Origin of the sequence: Streptomyces sp. NPDC102259, from assembly GCF_044766465.1 — a bacterium.
Classification (GTDB): domain Bacteria; phylum Actinomycetota; class Actinomycetes; order Streptomycetales; family Streptomycetaceae; genus Streptomyces.
This window is the reverse complement of record NZ_JBIWMA010000008.1, coordinates 1-14,852: the sequence shown is the minus strand read 5'-3', so window position 1 is coordinate 14,852 and position 14,852 is coordinate 1. Positions and strand designations below refer to the sequence as shown.

14 protein-coding genes are annotated in these 14,852 nt (G+C 73.5%); 8 read left to right on the top strand and 6 right to left on the bottom strand.

Annotated elements, in window-relative coordinates; all coding sequences use genetic code 11:
* The first annotated feature begins 188 nt into the window (after window positions 1-188).
* The gene (locus ACIRPU_RS19845; RefSeq protein WP_020131958.1) at window positions 189-380 is read left to right on the top strand and encodes a DUF397 domain-containing protein; all 192 of its coding nucleotides are present in this window, start codon (window positions 189-191) and stop codon (window positions 378-380) included.
* Between the two features lie 170 nt (window positions 381-550).
* Here the strand turns inward: ACIRPU_RS19845 and ACIRPU_RS19840 are convergent, their stop codons facing one another.
* From ACIRPU_RS19840 to ACIRPU_RS19830, 3 genes are all read right to left on the bottom strand, one after another.
* Window positions 551-1,423 (bottom strand): MerR family transcriptional regulator, encoded by an 873-nt coding sequence (locus tag ACIRPU_RS19840; protein ID WP_403868795.1) that lies wholly within the window; start codon window positions 1,421-1,423, stop codon window positions 551-553.
* Between the two features lie 170 nt (window positions 1,424-1,593).
* The gene (locus ACIRPU_RS19835) at window positions 1,594-2,097 is read right to left on the bottom strand and encodes a glutathione peroxidase (protein ID WP_355708707.1); all 504 of its coding nucleotides are present in this window, start codon (window positions 2,095-2,097) and stop codon (window positions 1,594-1,596) included.
* A 110-nt stretch (window positions 2,098-2,207) separates the two neighbouring features.
* Entirely contained in the window at window positions 2,208-3,179 is a 972-nt protein-coding gene (locus ACIRPU_RS19830) for an ArsR family transcriptional regulator (RefSeq protein ID WP_384108969.1), read from the bottom strand.
* 146 nt (window positions 3,180-3,325) lie between these two features.
* Here ACIRPU_RS19830 and ACIRPU_RS19825 point away from each other — a divergent pair, with 146 nt between their 5' ends.
* A complete protein-coding gene (locus tag ACIRPU_RS19825) occupies window positions 3,326-4,516 on the top strand; it encodes an MFS transporter (RefSeq protein WP_403868791.1) in 1,191 nt (396 codons plus the stop codon).
* 62 nt (window positions 4,517-4,578) lie between these two features.
* Here ACIRPU_RS19825 and ACIRPU_RS19820 read toward each other — a convergent pair whose 3' ends face one another.
* On the bottom strand, window positions 4,579-5,013 hold the full coding sequence (locus ACIRPU_RS19820; RefSeq protein WP_403869478.1) for a MarR family winged helix-turn-helix transcriptional regulator: 435 nt from the start codon (window positions 5,011-5,013) through the stop codon (window positions 4,579-4,581).
* A gap of 352 nt (window positions 5,014-5,365) precedes the next feature.
* Here ACIRPU_RS19820 and ACIRPU_RS19815 point away from each other — a divergent pair, with 352 nt between their 5' ends.
* From ACIRPU_RS19815 to ACIRPU_RS19805, 3 genes are all read left to right on the top strand, one after another.
* On the top strand, window positions 5,366-5,881 hold the full coding sequence (locus tag ACIRPU_RS19815) for a hypothetical protein (protein ID WP_403868788.1): 516 nt from the start codon (window positions 5,366-5,368) through the stop codon (window positions 5,879-5,881).
* 149 nt (window positions 5,882-6,030) lie between these two features.
* Window positions 6,031-6,543, top strand: a complete 513-nt coding sequence (locus ACIRPU_RS19810) for a BlaI/MecI/CopY family transcriptional regulator (RefSeq protein ID WP_403868785.1) — start codon at window positions 6,031-6,033, stop codon at window positions 6,541-6,543.
* A gap of 266 nt (window positions 6,544-6,809) precedes the next feature.
* Window positions 6,810-7,862 (top strand): acyltransferase family protein, encoded by a 1,053-nt coding sequence (locus tag ACIRPU_RS19805; RefSeq protein ID WP_403869475.1) that lies wholly within the window; start codon window positions 6,810-6,812, stop codon window positions 7,860-7,862.
* Between the two features lie 6 nt (window positions 7,863-7,868).
* Here the strand turns inward: ACIRPU_RS19805 and ACIRPU_RS19800 are convergent, their stop codons facing one another.
* Window positions 7,869-10,253: an FtsX-like permease family protein gene (locus ACIRPU_RS19800; protein ID WP_403868782.1), complete on the bottom strand. Its 2,385-nt coding sequence runs from the start codon at window positions 10,251-10,253 to the stop codon at window positions 7,869-7,871.
* Complete coding sequence (locus ACIRPU_RS19795) at window positions 10,250-10,936, bottom strand: ABC transporter ATP-binding protein (RefSeq protein ID WP_403869472.1); 687 nt, start codon at window positions 10,934-10,936, stop codon at window positions 10,250-10,252. The genes ACIRPU_RS19800 and ACIRPU_RS19795 overlap by 4 nt, the downstream gene beginning before the upstream one ends.
* Window positions 10,937-11,175: 239 nt before the next feature.
* Here ACIRPU_RS19795 and ACIRPU_RS19790 point away from each other — a divergent pair, with 239 nt between their 5' ends.
* The 3 genes from ACIRPU_RS19790 (at window position 11,176) to ACIRPU_RS19780 (ending at window position 14,668) form a co-directional block, all read left to right on the top strand.
* The gene (locus tag ACIRPU_RS19790) at window positions 11,176-12,609 is read left to right on the top strand and encodes a sensor histidine kinase (RefSeq protein WP_403868779.1); all 1,434 of its coding nucleotides are present in this window, start codon (window positions 11,176-11,178) and stop codon (window positions 12,607-12,609) included.
* The gene (locus tag ACIRPU_RS19785; protein WP_403868776.1) at window positions 12,606-13,319 is read left to right on the top strand and encodes a response regulator; all 714 of its coding nucleotides are present in this window, start codon (window positions 12,606-12,608) and stop codon (window positions 13,317-13,319) included. Before ACIRPU_RS19790 ends, ACIRPU_RS19785 begins: the two co-directional genes overlap by 4 nt.
* A gap of 149 nt (window positions 13,320-13,468) precedes the next feature.
* A complete protein-coding gene (locus tag ACIRPU_RS19780; protein WP_403868774.1) occupies window positions 13,469-14,668 on the top strand; it encodes an NAD(P)/FAD-dependent oxidoreductase in 1,200 nt (399 codons plus the stop codon).
* Window positions 14,669-14,852 lie beyond the last annotated feature (184 nt).

Sequence of the window (14,852 nt, the reverse complement as noted above, 5' to 3'; positions counted from 1 at the left end):
CCGGGCCGGAGGGAAGTCCCTATGGAATATGCCATCCGGACGGGTGAATAGTCGCTCCGTATCACGATGTTGGCGAGTAGCGTCGATCACGCCATCAAGCAACAACGGTGGCGCAAACCATGCCGTGCAGACGGAGATCTGCGCACGGCGTGGTGACAGCAACTCAGCAACTGACTACCGGAGCGAACATGGCAATTCAGCAGGGCGCCGCGAACGAGTGGGTCAAGTCCTCCTATTCCCAGGGCAACGGCGCGTGCGTCGAGATCAAGTCCCCTCTCCGTGCGGCCATGGCCGTCCGTGACTCCAAGGTCACCGAGGGCCCGACCCTGGCCTTCCCCGCCGACGCGTGGAACACCTTCGTGGCATCGGTCAAGGCGTAAGGGGACGATCCCCTGAGACAGCCCCACCAGCAGGACCAGCAGGACCAGCCCCACCAGCTTCACCCGTACGACCGGCTTCACGCGTACGACCCAAGAGCCCCCTCGACCAGATCGCCGTCCTTGCCGAGGGGGCTCGGCACATCCCCGACGCGGGGCCGCGACCGGGCCCGCTAGGCCCGCTTCACCGGAAACGCCACGTCACACACCGGGTCCTCGGCTCCCGCCGTGTCCCAGTCGGCGAAGTAGATCTCCCGGCAGGGCCCGTCGTAGTCCCAGCCCTCCCGCTTCATCCACGCCTCCACCGCCTCGTACGGGGCGAGGATCTGCGGGTGTGCCACCTGCGCCTTGGTGATCCTCGTGTACGCGAGCCGCCGGGCGGGCTCGACCCGCGCCTGGAACTGCCGGCCCCGACCCCGTGCGGCGGCCGCCCAGCGCCGGGCCGCAGCCTCGTCGGCGACCGGCACGCAGGACTCGACCGGCCCGTCGCTCTCCATGGACACCGCGGAGTGGTAGACGACGTACGGCGCCCCGACGACGCCCCCGCACTCCCCGGCCGCCTCCTCCAGCCGCCCCAGCGAGGCGGGGATCCACGTGGGCAGCTCGTCCGCGAGCGTGTGCCGTGTCTCGGTGACGATCACCTGCTCGGGCACGTCCACCAACCGGACCTCGAACTTCTCGTACATCTCTGAGCTCCTCCCCGACAGCCGTGCACGGAGGTAGGCGGCGAGGGTGCGCTGGGCGGCGAACCGGGTCTCGACATCGCCCCAGTAGGCGGCGAGCAGCTCCCCGGACGCGGGCCCGTCAGTGGTCTCCACCACCTCGGCGATCCGCGCGAGCGGCATGTCGAGCTGGCGCAGCATGGCCACCAGCCGGGCCCGTTCCACCTGGCCGGCCCGGTAGTAGCGGTAACCGCTGACCTCGTCGATGTACGCCGGGGCGAGCAGCCCGAGCCGGTCGTACAGCCGTAGCGCCTTGGCCGAGAGCCGGGCCCGCGCGGCGAACGCGCCGATCGTGAGCAGGGCGCCGTCGTCGCCGATGTCCACCCCGCACCCCCGTCGTCCTCCGTCGCCGGGCGGCCTTCGCGCCCGGCGACGAGGAGGCTCCGCCCTGCCCCAGGGGCAAGGTCAAGCCGGCCGATCCGACCCGACCGGCCCGATCCGACCGGCCAGACCGACCGGTTCGGCCAGACCCGACCGGTTCGACCGGCTCCCGACTAGCCCAGCTGGCTCTCGATGGCCGCGACGACCTCGGCGGCCTCGGGCTCGGTCTGCGGGGAGAAGCGGGCGACGACGGACCCGTCCCGCCCGATCAGGAACTTCTCGAAGTTCCAGCGGATGTCGCCGTCGTGGCCCTCACCGTCCGCGAACCCGACGAGCCGCTCGTACAGCGGGTGCCGCTCCGCGCCGTTGACCTCGACCTTCTCGGTCAGCGGGAAGGACACGCCATAGGTGGCCGAGCAGAACTCGGCGATCTCCTCGGCGGTGCCGGGCTCCTGTCCGAGGAACTGGTTGCAGGGCACGCCGAGCACGGTGAAGCCCTGGGCGGCGTACCGCTCCTGGAGCTTCTCCAGGCCCGTGTACTGCGGGGTCAGGCCGCACTTGGAGGCCACGTTCACCACGAGCACGGCCTTGCCCGCGTACTGGGAGAGCTCCGCGGAACCGCCCTTGAGGGCATCGATCGAGACGTCGAGGGGAGAGGCACCGGCATCAGTAGTCATGCTCCGGATGCTAGCCCCGGGCGGTGAACCCACCCCTTCCGGGGCCGTCCCCCGCTTCCGGTTCCGGCCCGTCGCCGTGCTGCCCCGCCCCGCTCGGCCCCGCGGGACGCCTACCCGGCGGCGGCCCTGGCCAGGACCTCGCCCGCCGCGGTCCGCGAGTACAGCACCGACCGCCCCGCGCGCCGTCGCTCCACCAGTCCCGCGTCCAGCAGTACCCGCAGATGGCGGCCGACCGAGCCGAGGCCCTGCCCGGTCAGGGCGACCAGCTGGGTGGTGCTCAGGGGGCCGGCGAGGAGGATCAGCACCGCGGCCCGCCCCGGCCCCAGCAGGGCGCCCAGCGCGGCGGGTACGGCACGGGCCCGGTCCCGGTGGTCCTCGGCGAGCGCCCCCGTACAGGGATAGACGACGGCGTACCGTTCCCGCTCGTCCCACGACACCCACCCGGTCTTCGGGGTGACCGGCACGAACACCAGTTCGGCACCGGAGATCTCGCGGGGCGGATACTCGTGCAGGTTGACCTGAAACCGACTCTCGCCGAGCCACCGCGTCCCCGGCCGCAGCGAGTCCAGTACGGCGGCCCAGCCGCCCCGGCTCACCTGCGCGGTCCGCGCGACGACATCGGCCTCCAGGACGCGCCGTCGCCGTTCCCAGTGCGGCCGTACGCCCGCCTCCCAGACGTACTCCAGCAGCCCGGCCGCCCGCTCCGGCAGGTCGTCGCGGTCCAGGGCGGCGGGGAGCGGGCCGGCCAGGGACATCCGCAGATGGGCGCGGGCCTGGGCCGGGTCGGCCGCCCGTATGCGGGCCACACCCTCCTCGAAGCTCTCGCCGTCCCTCGGCGTCGGCGTGAGGAAGTCGGCGACCCAGCTCCGTCCGAGCCCGGCCCGCACCAGCAGCGCGGTCACCGGGTCGGCCGCCAGGACGGCGCGGTAGCCGGGGAGACGGTCGCGCAGCCAGTCGTGCTCGCCGGGATGCGTACCCACGCCCGCGTGCAGCAGCTTCAGGCTCGCGAAGGTCTCGGCGAGCGGCGAGAGCACGAACCGGCTGCGCGCCAGGGTGTCCGCGTTCACCTGCCACCAGCCCATACCCCTGCGCCCCTCACCCTCACCCGTGCCCGAGCCCGTGCCCGGACCTGTGTCGGTACCCCTGCCCGTGCGGTGCCCGGACCCGACGTTTCGCGGTCGGGCGAAACAATAACCATCCCGCTACGGCCCGTCGCAGACTCCGCCCCATGACCGGCCACACATACCGACAGCTCTTCCGCACCCCCGAGTTCACGCCCCTCTTCCTTGCCGCCGCCGCTCAGACCGCCGCCGGGACGGTGAGCGGGCTCGCCCTCGGCACGCTCGTCTACCGGGCCACCGACTCCCCGCTGCTGTCGGCGGTGAGCATGTTCGGCCCGTCGCTCGCGCAGGTCTTGGGCGCGACCTTCTTCCTCTCGGGCGCCGACCGGCTGCCCCCGAGGTCGGCGCTGACCGGCCTCTCCCTCGCCTTCGCCGTCGCGACGGCCGTCATGGCGCTGCCCGGGCTGCCGGTGTGGGGGCTCTTCGCGGTCGTGCTCCTCCAGGGGCTGGTCGCCTCGCTCGGCGGGGGCGTCCGCTGGGGCCTGCTGAACGAGATCCTCGCCAAGGACGGCTATCTGCCGGGGCGTTCGCTCTTCAACATGCTGAGCGGGCTGATGCAGATCATCGGATTCGCCGGTGGCGGCGCCCTCGTGACCGCGTTCTCCCCGCGTGCTGTCCTGCTGCTCGCCGCCCTGCTCCACGCGACGGCCGCCGTGGTCACCCGCCTCGGCCTGACCGTCCGCCCCCCGCGGGCCTCCGGCCGTCCCTCGGTCGCGGCGACTCGGCGCACCAACGCGGTCCTGTGGTCCTCCCGCCCCCGCCGCCTCACCTATCTGGGCCTGTGGCTCCCCAACGGCCTGGTCGTCGGCTGCGAGGCGCTCTTCGTGTCCTACGACCCCGAGGCGGCGGGCACGTTGTTCGCGTGCGGGGCGCTGGGCATGCTGGTCGGGGACGTGACCGTGGGGCGGCTCGTCCCGCCGGCCCTGCGTCCCCGTCTGGCCACTCCGCTCCTCCTGCTCCTGGCCACTCCCTACGCCTTCTTCGCCCTGCGCCCGGCCCTCCCGCTCGCCGCGGCCTGCGCCGCCCTCGCCTCCGTCGGCTTCGGCGCGAGCCTGATCCAGCAGGAGCGGCTGATGGCCCTCACCCCGCCCGAACTGAGCGGCCACGCACTGGGGTTGCACTCGGCCGGAATGCTCACGATGCAGGGTGTGAGCGCGGCGCTGGCCGGGGCGGTCGCCCAACTCACCTCACCGGCGACGGCGATGACCGCCATGGCGCTCACGTCGGTCGCGGTGACCTTGACATTGAGGATCGCCGCACGAGCTCACAAGGAGCGCGAAGCGACTTCCGTCGAGTGAGCGGGTGAGCGGGAGATGGCAGGGTCACGCGACGGCAGGGGTCAGGCGGCGGGGTCGGTGGGTCAGGCTGCGGGGTCGGTGAAGACCTCGGGCACCTTGTTGTCGAGGACGACGCGGGCGAGCAGCGCGGCGAGCCGGTCGCGTTCGTTCGTGTTCAGCCCCGAGGGCAGGTTCTCGAGGCGGCGGCACGTCTCGTCGTAGAACCCCTGCGCGAGCCGGTCGCCCTGCTCGGTGAGTCCGACGCGGACGGCCCGCCCGTCCCGCGGATCCGGCTCGCGCCGGACCAGTCCGCGCTGGACGGTCCGGTCCACCAGCCCCGTCAGGCTCGACTTGGCGAGCCCGAGCATCTCGCCGAGTTCGCTCATGCCGTACGGCTGCGGCATCAGCACGCACAGCAGTTGGCCCTGCTGCGGAGTGATGCCGTGGGCGCGGCTCGATTCGGCGTACACGGCGTTCACGAGGAACGCCGACCGCACCAACGCGGCCACGACCGCCATCTGCCCACCTGCGGTTTTCCCCATGAGGGGCAAGACTAGGGCCTCTCTTTCGGATCTTGCCGTCGGTCGTGGGGTCTGGCACGCCCATCTGCGGCGTTGTCGTCGGTCGCCAACTCCCCCACGCTCGACTGCGCTCGCGCGGGGGGACCCCCATCGCGTTGACTCCCTCCTCCGCCTTGCAGCTGCACGCACCAGACCCCACTCGGGTCGCGAACAAGGCACCGCCGCTCCAAGCCGACCTGATCCGAAAGAAAGGCCCTAGCGGCGGGCGCGGGGGCGGTTCGACCCTCTGCCGGACGAGATGTCCGGGCGGCCCGGGTGGTCGTACTCGCCTGTGCCCTAGGTTGATCGGATGGGTTTTTTCGACAAGTTGACCGGAACCAGGCACCCCGAGGGCGGTCTCGTGCCGCGCTCCGCCGAGGAGGTCCGGGCCGCGCTGTTCGCGATCAACGGCCCGGAGGTTCCGTACCGGATACGCGACGCGCTGCCCGAGGAGCGCGCCGATCTGGTGGCGGAGTGGCGGGTCCGGGAGCCCTCCTGGCACACGTACTTCGTCCGGGTGCGGATGCAACAGACGCTGAAGACGCGGATGCGTCTGCTGCCGGGCACCCACGAGGTGCGCAGCGTCGACGAGTGGCGTGAGGTCACCTGGGTCGGTGACCCGCCCCGGCTCGCCGTGGCGCGGGAGTTCGGCCGCGGACAGGTGACCACGGTCTCCCGCCGGTGGGTGGTCGAGCGCGACCCCGACGGCCGCCGGCGCCTCCAGGAGACGTACCGCTTCGACCCGGCGGAGATGAAGGAACCGCTGCGGGAGGCGGTGCTGGCGGCGGGCTGGATCTGGCGCGGGGTGGCGTTCGGCAGGCTGTGAGCCCGAAGCCGGGGGAGGGGCGAGGGGCGTCAGGCGTGCTGGGCGTGGGCGACGGCGGCGTTGTCGACCAGTGAGTGCGGCGGCTGCGGCGAGCGGCGTCTATACGATGTCGGACCGGGAAACGGACGGCGGCGGAGAGGAGACGGGGCGTGACGGATCACCGGCAGCGTCCCCGGCGGCGGGGCCAGGGCGAGCTGGAGGCGTTGGTCCTGTCGGCGCTGCGGGAGGCGGACGGTCCGGCCACCGCCGGGTGGGTGCAGGAACGCCTGGGCGGCGGTCTCGCCTATACGACGGTGATCACGATCCTCACCCGTCTGCTGGCCAAGGGCGCGGTCACCCGCGAGCGCGGCGGGCGCTCGTTCGCATGGCTGCCCGCGTCCGACGAGGCGGGTCTCGCCGCCCACCGCATGCGCAGGGTGCTGGACGCCGAGCGGGACCGCGAGGCCGTGCTGGCCAGTTTCGTCGCCGGCCTCGGCCCCGACGACGAACGGCTGCTGCGCGAACTCCTCGGACAGCCCCACGACGAAGACGAAGACGAAGACGAAGACGAAGGTGCAGGCGCAGGCGCAGGCGAGGGCGCAAGCGCAGGCGCAGGCGAAGAGGCTGAGACAACGGCGGACACGACGGCGGACCCAGACCCGGACCCGCGACGCCGCCTCTGACCTTCGGCCGCGTCGGGATGTTTAGCCGGCCGGAAGACGGTAAGCAGGGCCCCGGTAAAGGTGTCGGAGCTTCCCCCCCCCAGCGGGTCCCGGGGCAGGGGGCACGGTCGTGTGAGAGGTGTTCTGGTCTGTCCGGGTTGCGCCAGGAGGGCATCGGGCAGGCCACACTGCCCTCGAACGACACCGAGCCGACACAGGCCGAGCCACCACAGGCTCAGCCACCGCAGGGCGAGCCACCGCAGGCTCAGCCGGCGCAGGCCGCCCCGATGCCCGCCGCCCCGGCGCAGGCCGCGTCCGCGACGACGCGAGACGCCTTCTTCGACAACGCCAAGTACCTGGCGATACTGCTGGTCGCCGTGGGCCACGCCTGGGAGCCCCTGCGCGAGGGCAGCCGCACCGTCACCGCGCTCTACACCCTCGTGTACGCCTTCCACATGCCGGCGTTCATCGTCATCTCCGGCCACTTCTCCCGCGGCTTCGACGGCAGCCCGCGCCGCGTCAAGCGCCTGATCACCGGCGTGGCCGTGCCGTACGTGGTCTTCGAGGTGGCGTACACCCTCGTCACGAGGTGGACCGACGACGCCCCGGAACGCGACATCAGCCTGCTGGACCCCCTCTACCTGACCTGGTTCCTGGCCGCCCTGTTCATCTGGCGGCTGACCGCGCCGGTCTGGCGCCTCGTCCGGTGGCCGCTGCCGCTCGCGCTGGTCGTCGCGATGCTCGCGACCCTCTCGTCCGCCATCGGCACGGACCTCGCCCTCCAACGAGTCCTCCAGTTCCTGCCCTACTTCGTCCTGGGCCTGCTGCTGAAGCCCGAGCACTTCCGGCTGGTGCGCCGCCGCGCGGTACGCGTCCTGGCGGTGCCGGTCTTCGCCGCCGCCCTGGCCGTGGCGTACTGGGCGGCCCCGCGAGGCGTCCACGCCTGGTTCTTCCACGACGACAGCGCCGTGCAACTGGGGGCGCCCGCCTGGTACGGCCCCGTGATGACCCTCGCCACCTTCGGCTGCTCCCTCGTCCTGGTGGCCTGTTTCCTGGCCTGGGTGCCGGGACGCCCCACCTGGTTCACCGCTCTGGGCGCGGCCACGCTCTACGGCTATCTCCTGCACGGCTTCGTCAAGCAGGTCGCCGGACCCGCCCACTGGTACGACCACCCCTGGATCCACCAGCCGCTCGGCGCCCTCGCCGTCACCCTCGTCGCCGCCCTGACCGTCACCCTGCTGTGCACCTCCCCCGTCCGACGGGTCTTCCGGTGCGTGGTGGAGCCGAGGGCGGAGTGGGCGTTCAGGCGGAACGGCGAGGGCGCGCGCACGGCGGCGTAGGCACGGTCACTCGGTGCGCAGGGCGGTGGCGGTGGTCGTCCTGGCGGCCCAGCCGGCCGGCAGCAGGGCGCCCGCCACCGCGATGACCAGCCCGCCCAGGGCGAGCAGGGCCAGCTCGGGCGCGTCGTAGACGCCGATGTGCGAGGGGGGCAGGGTCATGCCGACGGCGTCACCCATGAGCGGCGTGACGTAGTGGTGCAGGGCCACGCCGACCGGGACCGCCAGCGCGCCGGCCGGCAGCCCGATTCCGGCGACCGAGGTGACGACCATGGTCAGGGTCTGGCGGGGGGCCATGCCCAGGGCCTTGAGGACGCCGAGGTCGTGGACGCGCTCGCGGGTGTCGAGGACGACGGTGTTGAGCACCCCCAGACCGGCGACCACGACGAGCATGAGGGTGAGGGTCCCGATCAGCGCGTCCATGGCGGCGATCACGCTGGAGTCGTCGGCGGTGTTCGCCTGGGCGACGGCACCGAGGGGGTCGAGCGTGTCGTTGAGCGAGGCCAGGTAGCGCGCCGGATCCGTGCCCGGTTTCGTCTCCACGTCGTACCGGCCCGGTGTCGCGTCCAGCCCGAGCGCGGTGAGGGTCGAGGCCGGGGTCAGGAGTTCCATGCCGTCGCCCTCGGTGAAGAACGCCTCGCCGACGATCCGTACCGGGACGCTCCGCCCCTGCTCCGTCAGGGTCACCGTGTCGCCGACCCGGATCCCGGCGGCCTTCAGGAACCGGGTGGTGACCACGGCCTGGCCGGGCCCGTCCAGCCAGTCGCCCGAGACCATCGGGGGGCCGCCCCACGAGGCGTCGCCCTGGTAGGCCACCACGGTGGTGGCGCCGGTGACGCCGGACGCGGTCACCTCCGCCTGGGTCGTGCCGTAGAAGCGGCTGGTCCCCTGCTGCGCGCCGAGCGCGGCGGCGATCTCGGCCGGGTCGGCCTTCGGCTCCTCGGGACCGCCGCCCACGTGGACGGCCTGCGCACCGGGCGGCGCCTGCCCGCCGCCCGTCCCGACGACGACCGACCCGCCCGAGTTGAGCATGCGGCCCGACTGGACGGCCCCGAGCGTGAGGGCGAGCCCGACCCCGAAGGTGACGGCGGCGGCGCCGAAGACCACCGCGGCGGCCATCGTCGCCGACCGCGCCGGCCGGGCGAAGGGGCCCGCCAGCCCGAGGCTGACCGCGCGCGGCACCGCGAGCCGTCCCGTGAGCCGCCGCGCCAGGCGCCCCCGGCCGGTGCCGGGCGTGCGTCCGGTGGTGATAGCCGCCACGGTGCGCAGCCGTCCGGCGCGCAGCGCGGGCACCAGAGCGGCGCAGGCGACCAGGGCGAGGGCCGCGGCGGGCACGGCTGCGTCGATCCAGAGGGGGATCGACGCCGACGGACCGTCGAAGGCCTCGCCGACCTCCCCGAGCACGGGGACGGCCAGCAGATTGCCCACCACCAGCCCCAGGGCGCAGCCGACCGCCGCGGGGATCAACGCCTGCCCGACGTAGGCCCGTACGACCTGCGCCGGGGTGAAGCCGACGGACTTGAGGATGCCGATGCGCCGGGTCGCGGCTCCCACCGCGCCACTGACGACGATGCCGATGACCAGGACCGACAGGAGCAGCCCGAGCACACCGAAAGCGGCCAGGAACGGCACGAACGCCATCGCGTTGGCGGTCTCCTCCTGCTTGACCGTCAGATAGGACTGCGACCCGGTCAGCGCGCCCTTCGGCGCCGCCGCGGTGATCGCGGCCCGGTCGGCGGCCACCTGGGCGTCCGTCCCCGCGCGAGCGAAGCGGTAGAGCATCTCGTACGTGGGGGCGCCGCCCGGCGCGTCCAGCGACGCGGCCCGCGAGGGAGTCACCCAGGCGTCCGCGGTGCCGGTCACCGACCGGGCGACCCCGACCACGGTCAGCGTGGGGCTGCCCGGCGCGTCGGGGAACGTCAGCCGCGCGCCCGGTTCGACGGGCAGCATGCCCCTGGCCACCACGATCTGGCCGGGGCCGGTGAGCCAGGCGCCGGACACGAGATCGACCCGGTCGACCCCGCCGCCTGCGTCCTCCCGGCCCGCGACGGTCACCGGCGGCAGATCGACGCCTTCCGGCACGATCTCCGAGGACGAGGCGGTACGCGCGCGTACCGAGACGGTCCGGAAGGGCCCGGCCGCGGCGGTCACGCCCGACGCGTGGGAGGTCGCCGTGAGTTCCGCGGCCGTCACCTTCGCACCGTCGAACCGCGCGGTCAGATGGGCGCCGTGCTGCTGGGCGAAGGCGTGGTCGAAGGGGGCCTGGGACGCGACGAGCAGCCCGGCGGCGAGCACCGACGCGGTGACGGCCATCAGCGTCGTCATGATCATCACGGCGGTCTGCACCCGCCGTCGCCCGACCCCGGCGCGCACCACCCGGCCGAGGGCGCTCATCGGGCCACCGCCGCCGCGCCCCTGACGCTCCTGGTGTCCCGCACGACGCGACCGTCGACCAGCTCGACGGTCCGGGTCGCACACGACGCGGCGAGACTCAGATCGTGGGTCACCAGGACGATCGTCTGCCCCGACGCGTTGAGTTCGGCGAGCAGCTCCCGGACGTCCGCGCCGGAGGCGGTGTCCAGCGCGCCGGTGGGCTCGTCGGCCAGCAGCAGGGCCGGACGGTTCATCAGGGCCCGCGCGACCGCGACCCGCTGCCGCTCCCCGCCGGACAACCTGCCGGGGTAGGCGTCCGCGTGCCGCTCGATGCGCAGGTCCGCCAGCAGACCGGCGGCCCGTGCGCGGGCCTCGGCCCGGGGCATCCCCGCCAACTGGGCGGGCAGCAGCACGTTGTCGGTGACCGTCAGGTCGTCCAGCAGATTGAAGAACTGGAACACCATGCCGACCTTGGTGCGCCGGTACCGCGCCGACCCGGCCTCGCCCAGCTCGTCCACCCGCAGCCCGTCCACCGTGACGCTGCCCGCACTCGGCCGGTCGAGCCCCGCGATCAGGTTGAGCAGCGTGGACTTGCCGCTGCCGGACGGCCCGAGAACGGCGAGCGCTTCCCCGGCGGCCACGCTCAGCGTCACGTCGGCGAGGGCCGGCGGCCCCTCCCCGTACGTCCTGCTCACAGCCCGCATGTCGATGACGGGCGCGGTCGCTGTCACGGTGCCTCCAGGGTCGGCGTTCGACGGTTCGGTCCGAAGCTAGGGGCAGGCCCCGGCCCGGGTCGTCGCCTCTGACGGCGAGACCCGCTCCCGCCCCGGGATGACCCGCCGGACACGTCATCCCTGCGATGTACGCGACGGATGTAGTCCGACGCGCCGTCGTCCGCAGCGGGACGGATGTGGGAGGCCACGCGGGTTGCCACACTGTGCGCATGGGCGGGGCGGGCAGGGCTGTGCGGGCGGAGATCGTGGAGCGGTGGCGGGTGGAGATCGTGGAGCGGTGGCGGACGGGGGCCGCGGCCCTGCTGCGCCGGAGCCCGCTGCCCCGCCCGTCCCGGTGGATGTGGACGGCGGACGCGATCCTCGCCTTCGTCCTCGCCGCCTGCACGGTCCTCGCCGCCTACCGGCAGGGCGGCGGCACCGCGCCGGTCCCTCCGGGACTCGTGCCGGTGCCGCCGCGGATACCCGCGCCCGGCGTCCCGTATATCGGTCCGTTCCCGGACGGGGCAGTGGGCGTGACGCAGCTCGCCGGAGCCGTCCAGCCCTGGCAGCTGGTGCTGGCCGCCCTGACCGCGTTGCCCCTGGTGGTGCGCCGGAGGTACCCGCTGTCCGCGTTCTGGGCGGTGATCGTCGCGAGCCTGCTGTTCAACCAGCACCTGAGCGGCGGCGACCCCACCCCGTACACGTTCCTGTCCTGTGTGGTCGCCGCCTACAGCGCGGCCGTGTACAGCCCGTACCGGGCGCGGGCGCTGGCCGGTCTGGTGGCCGGCGCCGCTCTGCTCGCCGTACTGCGCGACGAGAACTTCCCGTCGTTCGCTCCCGGTCTCGTGCCGTTCCTCGCGCTGCTCGGGGTGGGACTGGGGGCCAACGCGGTCCACATCTGGAAGCAGCGGCTGACCGCTCTGGAGGAGGAGCACGAGGCCGCCATGCGGCTGGCCGTCGACCGCGAGCGTTCCCGGATCGCGCGCGAACTGCACGATGTCGTCACCCACAATGTGAGCGTGATGGTGATCCAGGCGGGCGCGGCCCGCAAGGTGATGGACACCGCGCCCGACCGGGCCCGCCGGGCGCTGCTGGCCGTCGAGGCGGGCGGACGCACGGCGATGGCCGAACTGCGCCACGTCATGGGCCTGCTCACCATGGCCACTGACGGGGAGGACGGGAACGGGGACCCGGAGGGGACCGCGGGCGCCTGCGACCCGGCCGCCGGGGCCGGTCTGGCGCCGCAGCCCGGCCTCGCCCAGGTGCCCGCCCTCACCGACCGGGTGCGCGAGAGCGGCGTGCCCGTCGAGCTGACCGTCACCGGCACCCCGGCCCCGCTCGCCGCCGGCGCCGACCTGGCCGCGTACCGCGTGGTCCAGGAGGCGCTGACCAACACGGTCAGGCATGCCGTCGGCAGCCGGGTGCGGGTCGCCATCGACCACGTCCCCGGCGCGGTGCGCATCGAGGTGTCCGACACCGGCGGCACGTCCGCCGCGCCGGACGGTGCCGGGGGCGGCCGCGGTCTGATCGGCCTCCGCGAACGCCTCGCCGTCTACGGCGCGACCCTGCACGCGAGCGAACGCCCCACCGGCGGCTTCGAGGTCCGCGCCGTCATCCCCGTAGAGCCCGTGGAGCCCGTGGCGCCCGTGGCGGAGCTCGCGTGACCGAGCGGCCGCCGCGCGTGGTGATCGCCGACGACCAGGCGCTGGTCCGCACCGGCTTCGGCATGATCCTGGCGGCGGACGGCATCGACGTCGTCGCCGAGGCCTGCGACGGCGACCAGGCCGTCGACGCGGTCCGCCGCACCCGCCCCGACCTGGTCCTCATGGACATCCGGATGCCCGGGACCGACGGCCTGGAAGCCACCCGGCGGATCCTCTCCGGCGCCGTACCGCCCGACCCGCCCCGCGTCATCATGCTGACCACCTTCGACCTCGACCGTTACGTGTACGCGGCCCTCGCGGCCGGGGCGAGCGGCTTCCTCCTCAAGGACGTCACCCCCGAACACCTGGTCGCCGCCGTCCGGCTCGCCCGTACCGGTGACGCGCTGCTCGCGCCGGCCATCACCCGGCGCCTGGTCGAACGCTTCGTCGCCCGCGAGACGGCGGCCTCCGTCGCCCTGCACCGCGACCTGGCGGTGCTCACCCCTCGCGAACTCGAGGTCCTCCGCTCGCTCGGCACCGGCCTGAGCAACGCCGAACTCGCCGCGCGCTTCCGTCTCAGCGAGGCCACCGTGAAGACCCACGTGGCCCGGATCCTCGCCAAGCTCCGGCTGCGGGACCGCGCCCAGGCCGTCGTCGTGGCCTACGAGACCGGGCTGATCACCCCGGGGACGGTCACCCCGGGGACGGGCGACCCGGCAGGGGACCTCTAGACCGTCCGGGCCGTCTCCGGGCCTCCCCGGACCCGTTCCGGTCATCTCCGGGCACACGTCGGTAAGCGGAGTGATCTGCCTCACATGCTGTCACAGAGATCGACGGCGCGGTGTCTTGAGGCCGAACCACCGAACATGGAGGAGACGTCATGGCTGAGAACACCGATGTCGTCGTGATCGGCGGCGGATACGCCGGCGTCATGGCCGCCAACCGCCTGACGCAGCGCGACGACGTGACCGTGACGCTGATCAACCCGCGCCCGACCTTCGTCGAGCGGATCCGCCTGCACCAACTGGTCGGCGGGTCCGACGACGCGGTCGTCGACTACGCGAAGATCCTGGCCGACCGCGTCCGGCTGACGGTCGACACCGTGACCCGGATCGACGCCGCCGGGCGTCACGTGGAGCTGGCATCGGGCGGCACGGTCGGCTACGACTACCTGATCTACGCGGTGGGCAGCGGCAGCGCCGACCAGAACGTCCCCGGAGCGGCCGAGTTCGCCTACCCGCTCGCCGACCTGGAGGAGGCCGAGCGGCTGCGGCCGGTCGTCGCCGCCGCGCCCGCCTCGGCCGCGGTGACGGTCGTCGGCGCGGGCCCGGCCGGCATCGAGACCGCCGCCGAACTGGCGGAGGCGGGCCGCACCGTCACCCTGGTCTGCGGCGGTGTGCTCGGCCCGTATCTGCACCCCCGGGGCCGACGCGCGGTCGCCAGGCGGCTGGCGGCGCTCGGGGTGACCGTGCTCGACGGCCCCGACACCCAGGTCACGGCGGTGACCCGCGACACCGTGCGGCTCGCCGACGGCCGCGAGCTGCCGAGTGAGGTGACCGTCTGGACCGCCGGGTTCGGCGTGCCGGACCTGGCCGCGCGCAGCGGGCTGAGCACCGACGCCCTGGGCCGCCTGCGCACCGACGAGACCCTGACCAGCGTGGACGACCCGCGCATCGTCGCGGCCGGGGACTCCGCGGCACCGTCGGACCTGCCGTTCCGGCTGGGCTGCCAGTCCGCGGTCCAGCTCGGCCCGCAGGCCACCGAGACCGTGCTCAGCCGGATCGCCGGCGAACGGCCCACACCCATCGACGTGGGGTTCGCCGGCCAGTGCCTGAGCCTCGGGCGGCGCTCCGGCGTCTTCCAGTTCGCCCGCAGGAACGACCTCGCGATCAGCCTCTACCTCGGCGGCCGCCTGGGCGGAAGGCTCAAGGAGTTCGTGTGCAGGAGCACCGTCTGGCAACTGGCGTACGAGGCGCGCAAGCCCGGAGTGCGCACCTGGTGGGTCAAGGACGCCAAGCGCCGGGAACTGCTCCGTGCGAAGCACGGCGAGACCCCCGACACCGCCGGCCGGGCGGCTTAGGAGCTCTCTTTCGGATCTTGCCGTCGGTCGTGGGGTCTGGCACGCCCATCTGCGGCGTTGTCGTCGGTCGCCAACTCCCCCACCGCGTTGACTCCCTCCTCCGCCTTGCAGCTGCACGCACCAGACCCCACTCGGGTCGCGAACAAGGCACCGCCGCTCCAAGCCGACCTGATCCGAAAGAAAG

Excerpts from the sequence above, each read along its gene's own strand:
- ACIRPU_RS19820 (WP_403869478.1), bottom strand. The coding sequence starts at position 5,013 with ATGGCGGTCGTGGCCGCGTTGGTGCGGTCGGCGTTCCTCGTGAACGCC.
- ACIRPU_RS19790 (WP_403868779.1), top strand. The coding sequence starts at position 11,176 with ATGGGCGGGGCGGGCAGGGCTGTGCGGGCGGAGATCGTGGAGCGGTGG.
- ACIRPU_RS19780 (WP_403868774.1), top strand. The coding sequence starts at position 13,469 with ATGGCTGAGAACACCGATGTCGTCGTGATCGGCGGCGGATACGCCGGC.
- ACIRPU_RS19845 (WP_020131958.1), top strand. The coding sequence starts at position 189 with ATGGCAATTCAGCAGGGCGCCGCGAACGAGTGGGTCAAGTCCTCCTAT.
- ACIRPU_RS19815 (WP_403868788.1), top strand. The coding sequence starts at position 5,366 with ATGGGTTTTTTCGACAAGTTGACCGGAACCAGGCACCCCGAGGGCGGT.
- ACIRPU_RS19830 (WP_384108969.1), bottom strand. The coding sequence starts at position 3,179 with ATGGGCTGGTGGCAGGTGAACGCGGACACCCTGGCGCGCAGCCGGTTC.
- ACIRPU_RS19825 (WP_403868791.1), top strand. The coding sequence starts at position 3,326 with ATGACCGGCCACACATACCGACAGCTCTTCCGCACCCCCGAGTTCACG.
- ACIRPU_RS19805 (WP_403869475.1), top strand. The coding sequence starts at position 6,810 with ATGCCCGCCGCCCCGGCGCAGGCCGCGTCCGCGACGACGCGAGACGCC.
- ACIRPU_RS19800 (WP_403868782.1), bottom strand. The coding sequence starts at position 10,253 with ATGAGCGCCCTCGGCCGGGTGGTGCGCGCCGGGGTCGGGCGACGGCGG.
- ACIRPU_RS19795 (WP_403869472.1), bottom strand. The coding sequence starts at position 10,936 with ATGCGGGCTGTGAGCAGGACGTACGGGGAGGGGCCGCCGGCCCTCGCC.
- ACIRPU_RS19835 (WP_355708707.1), bottom strand. The coding sequence starts at position 2,097 with ATGACTACTGATGCCGGTGCCTCTCCCCTCGACGTCTCGATCGATGCC.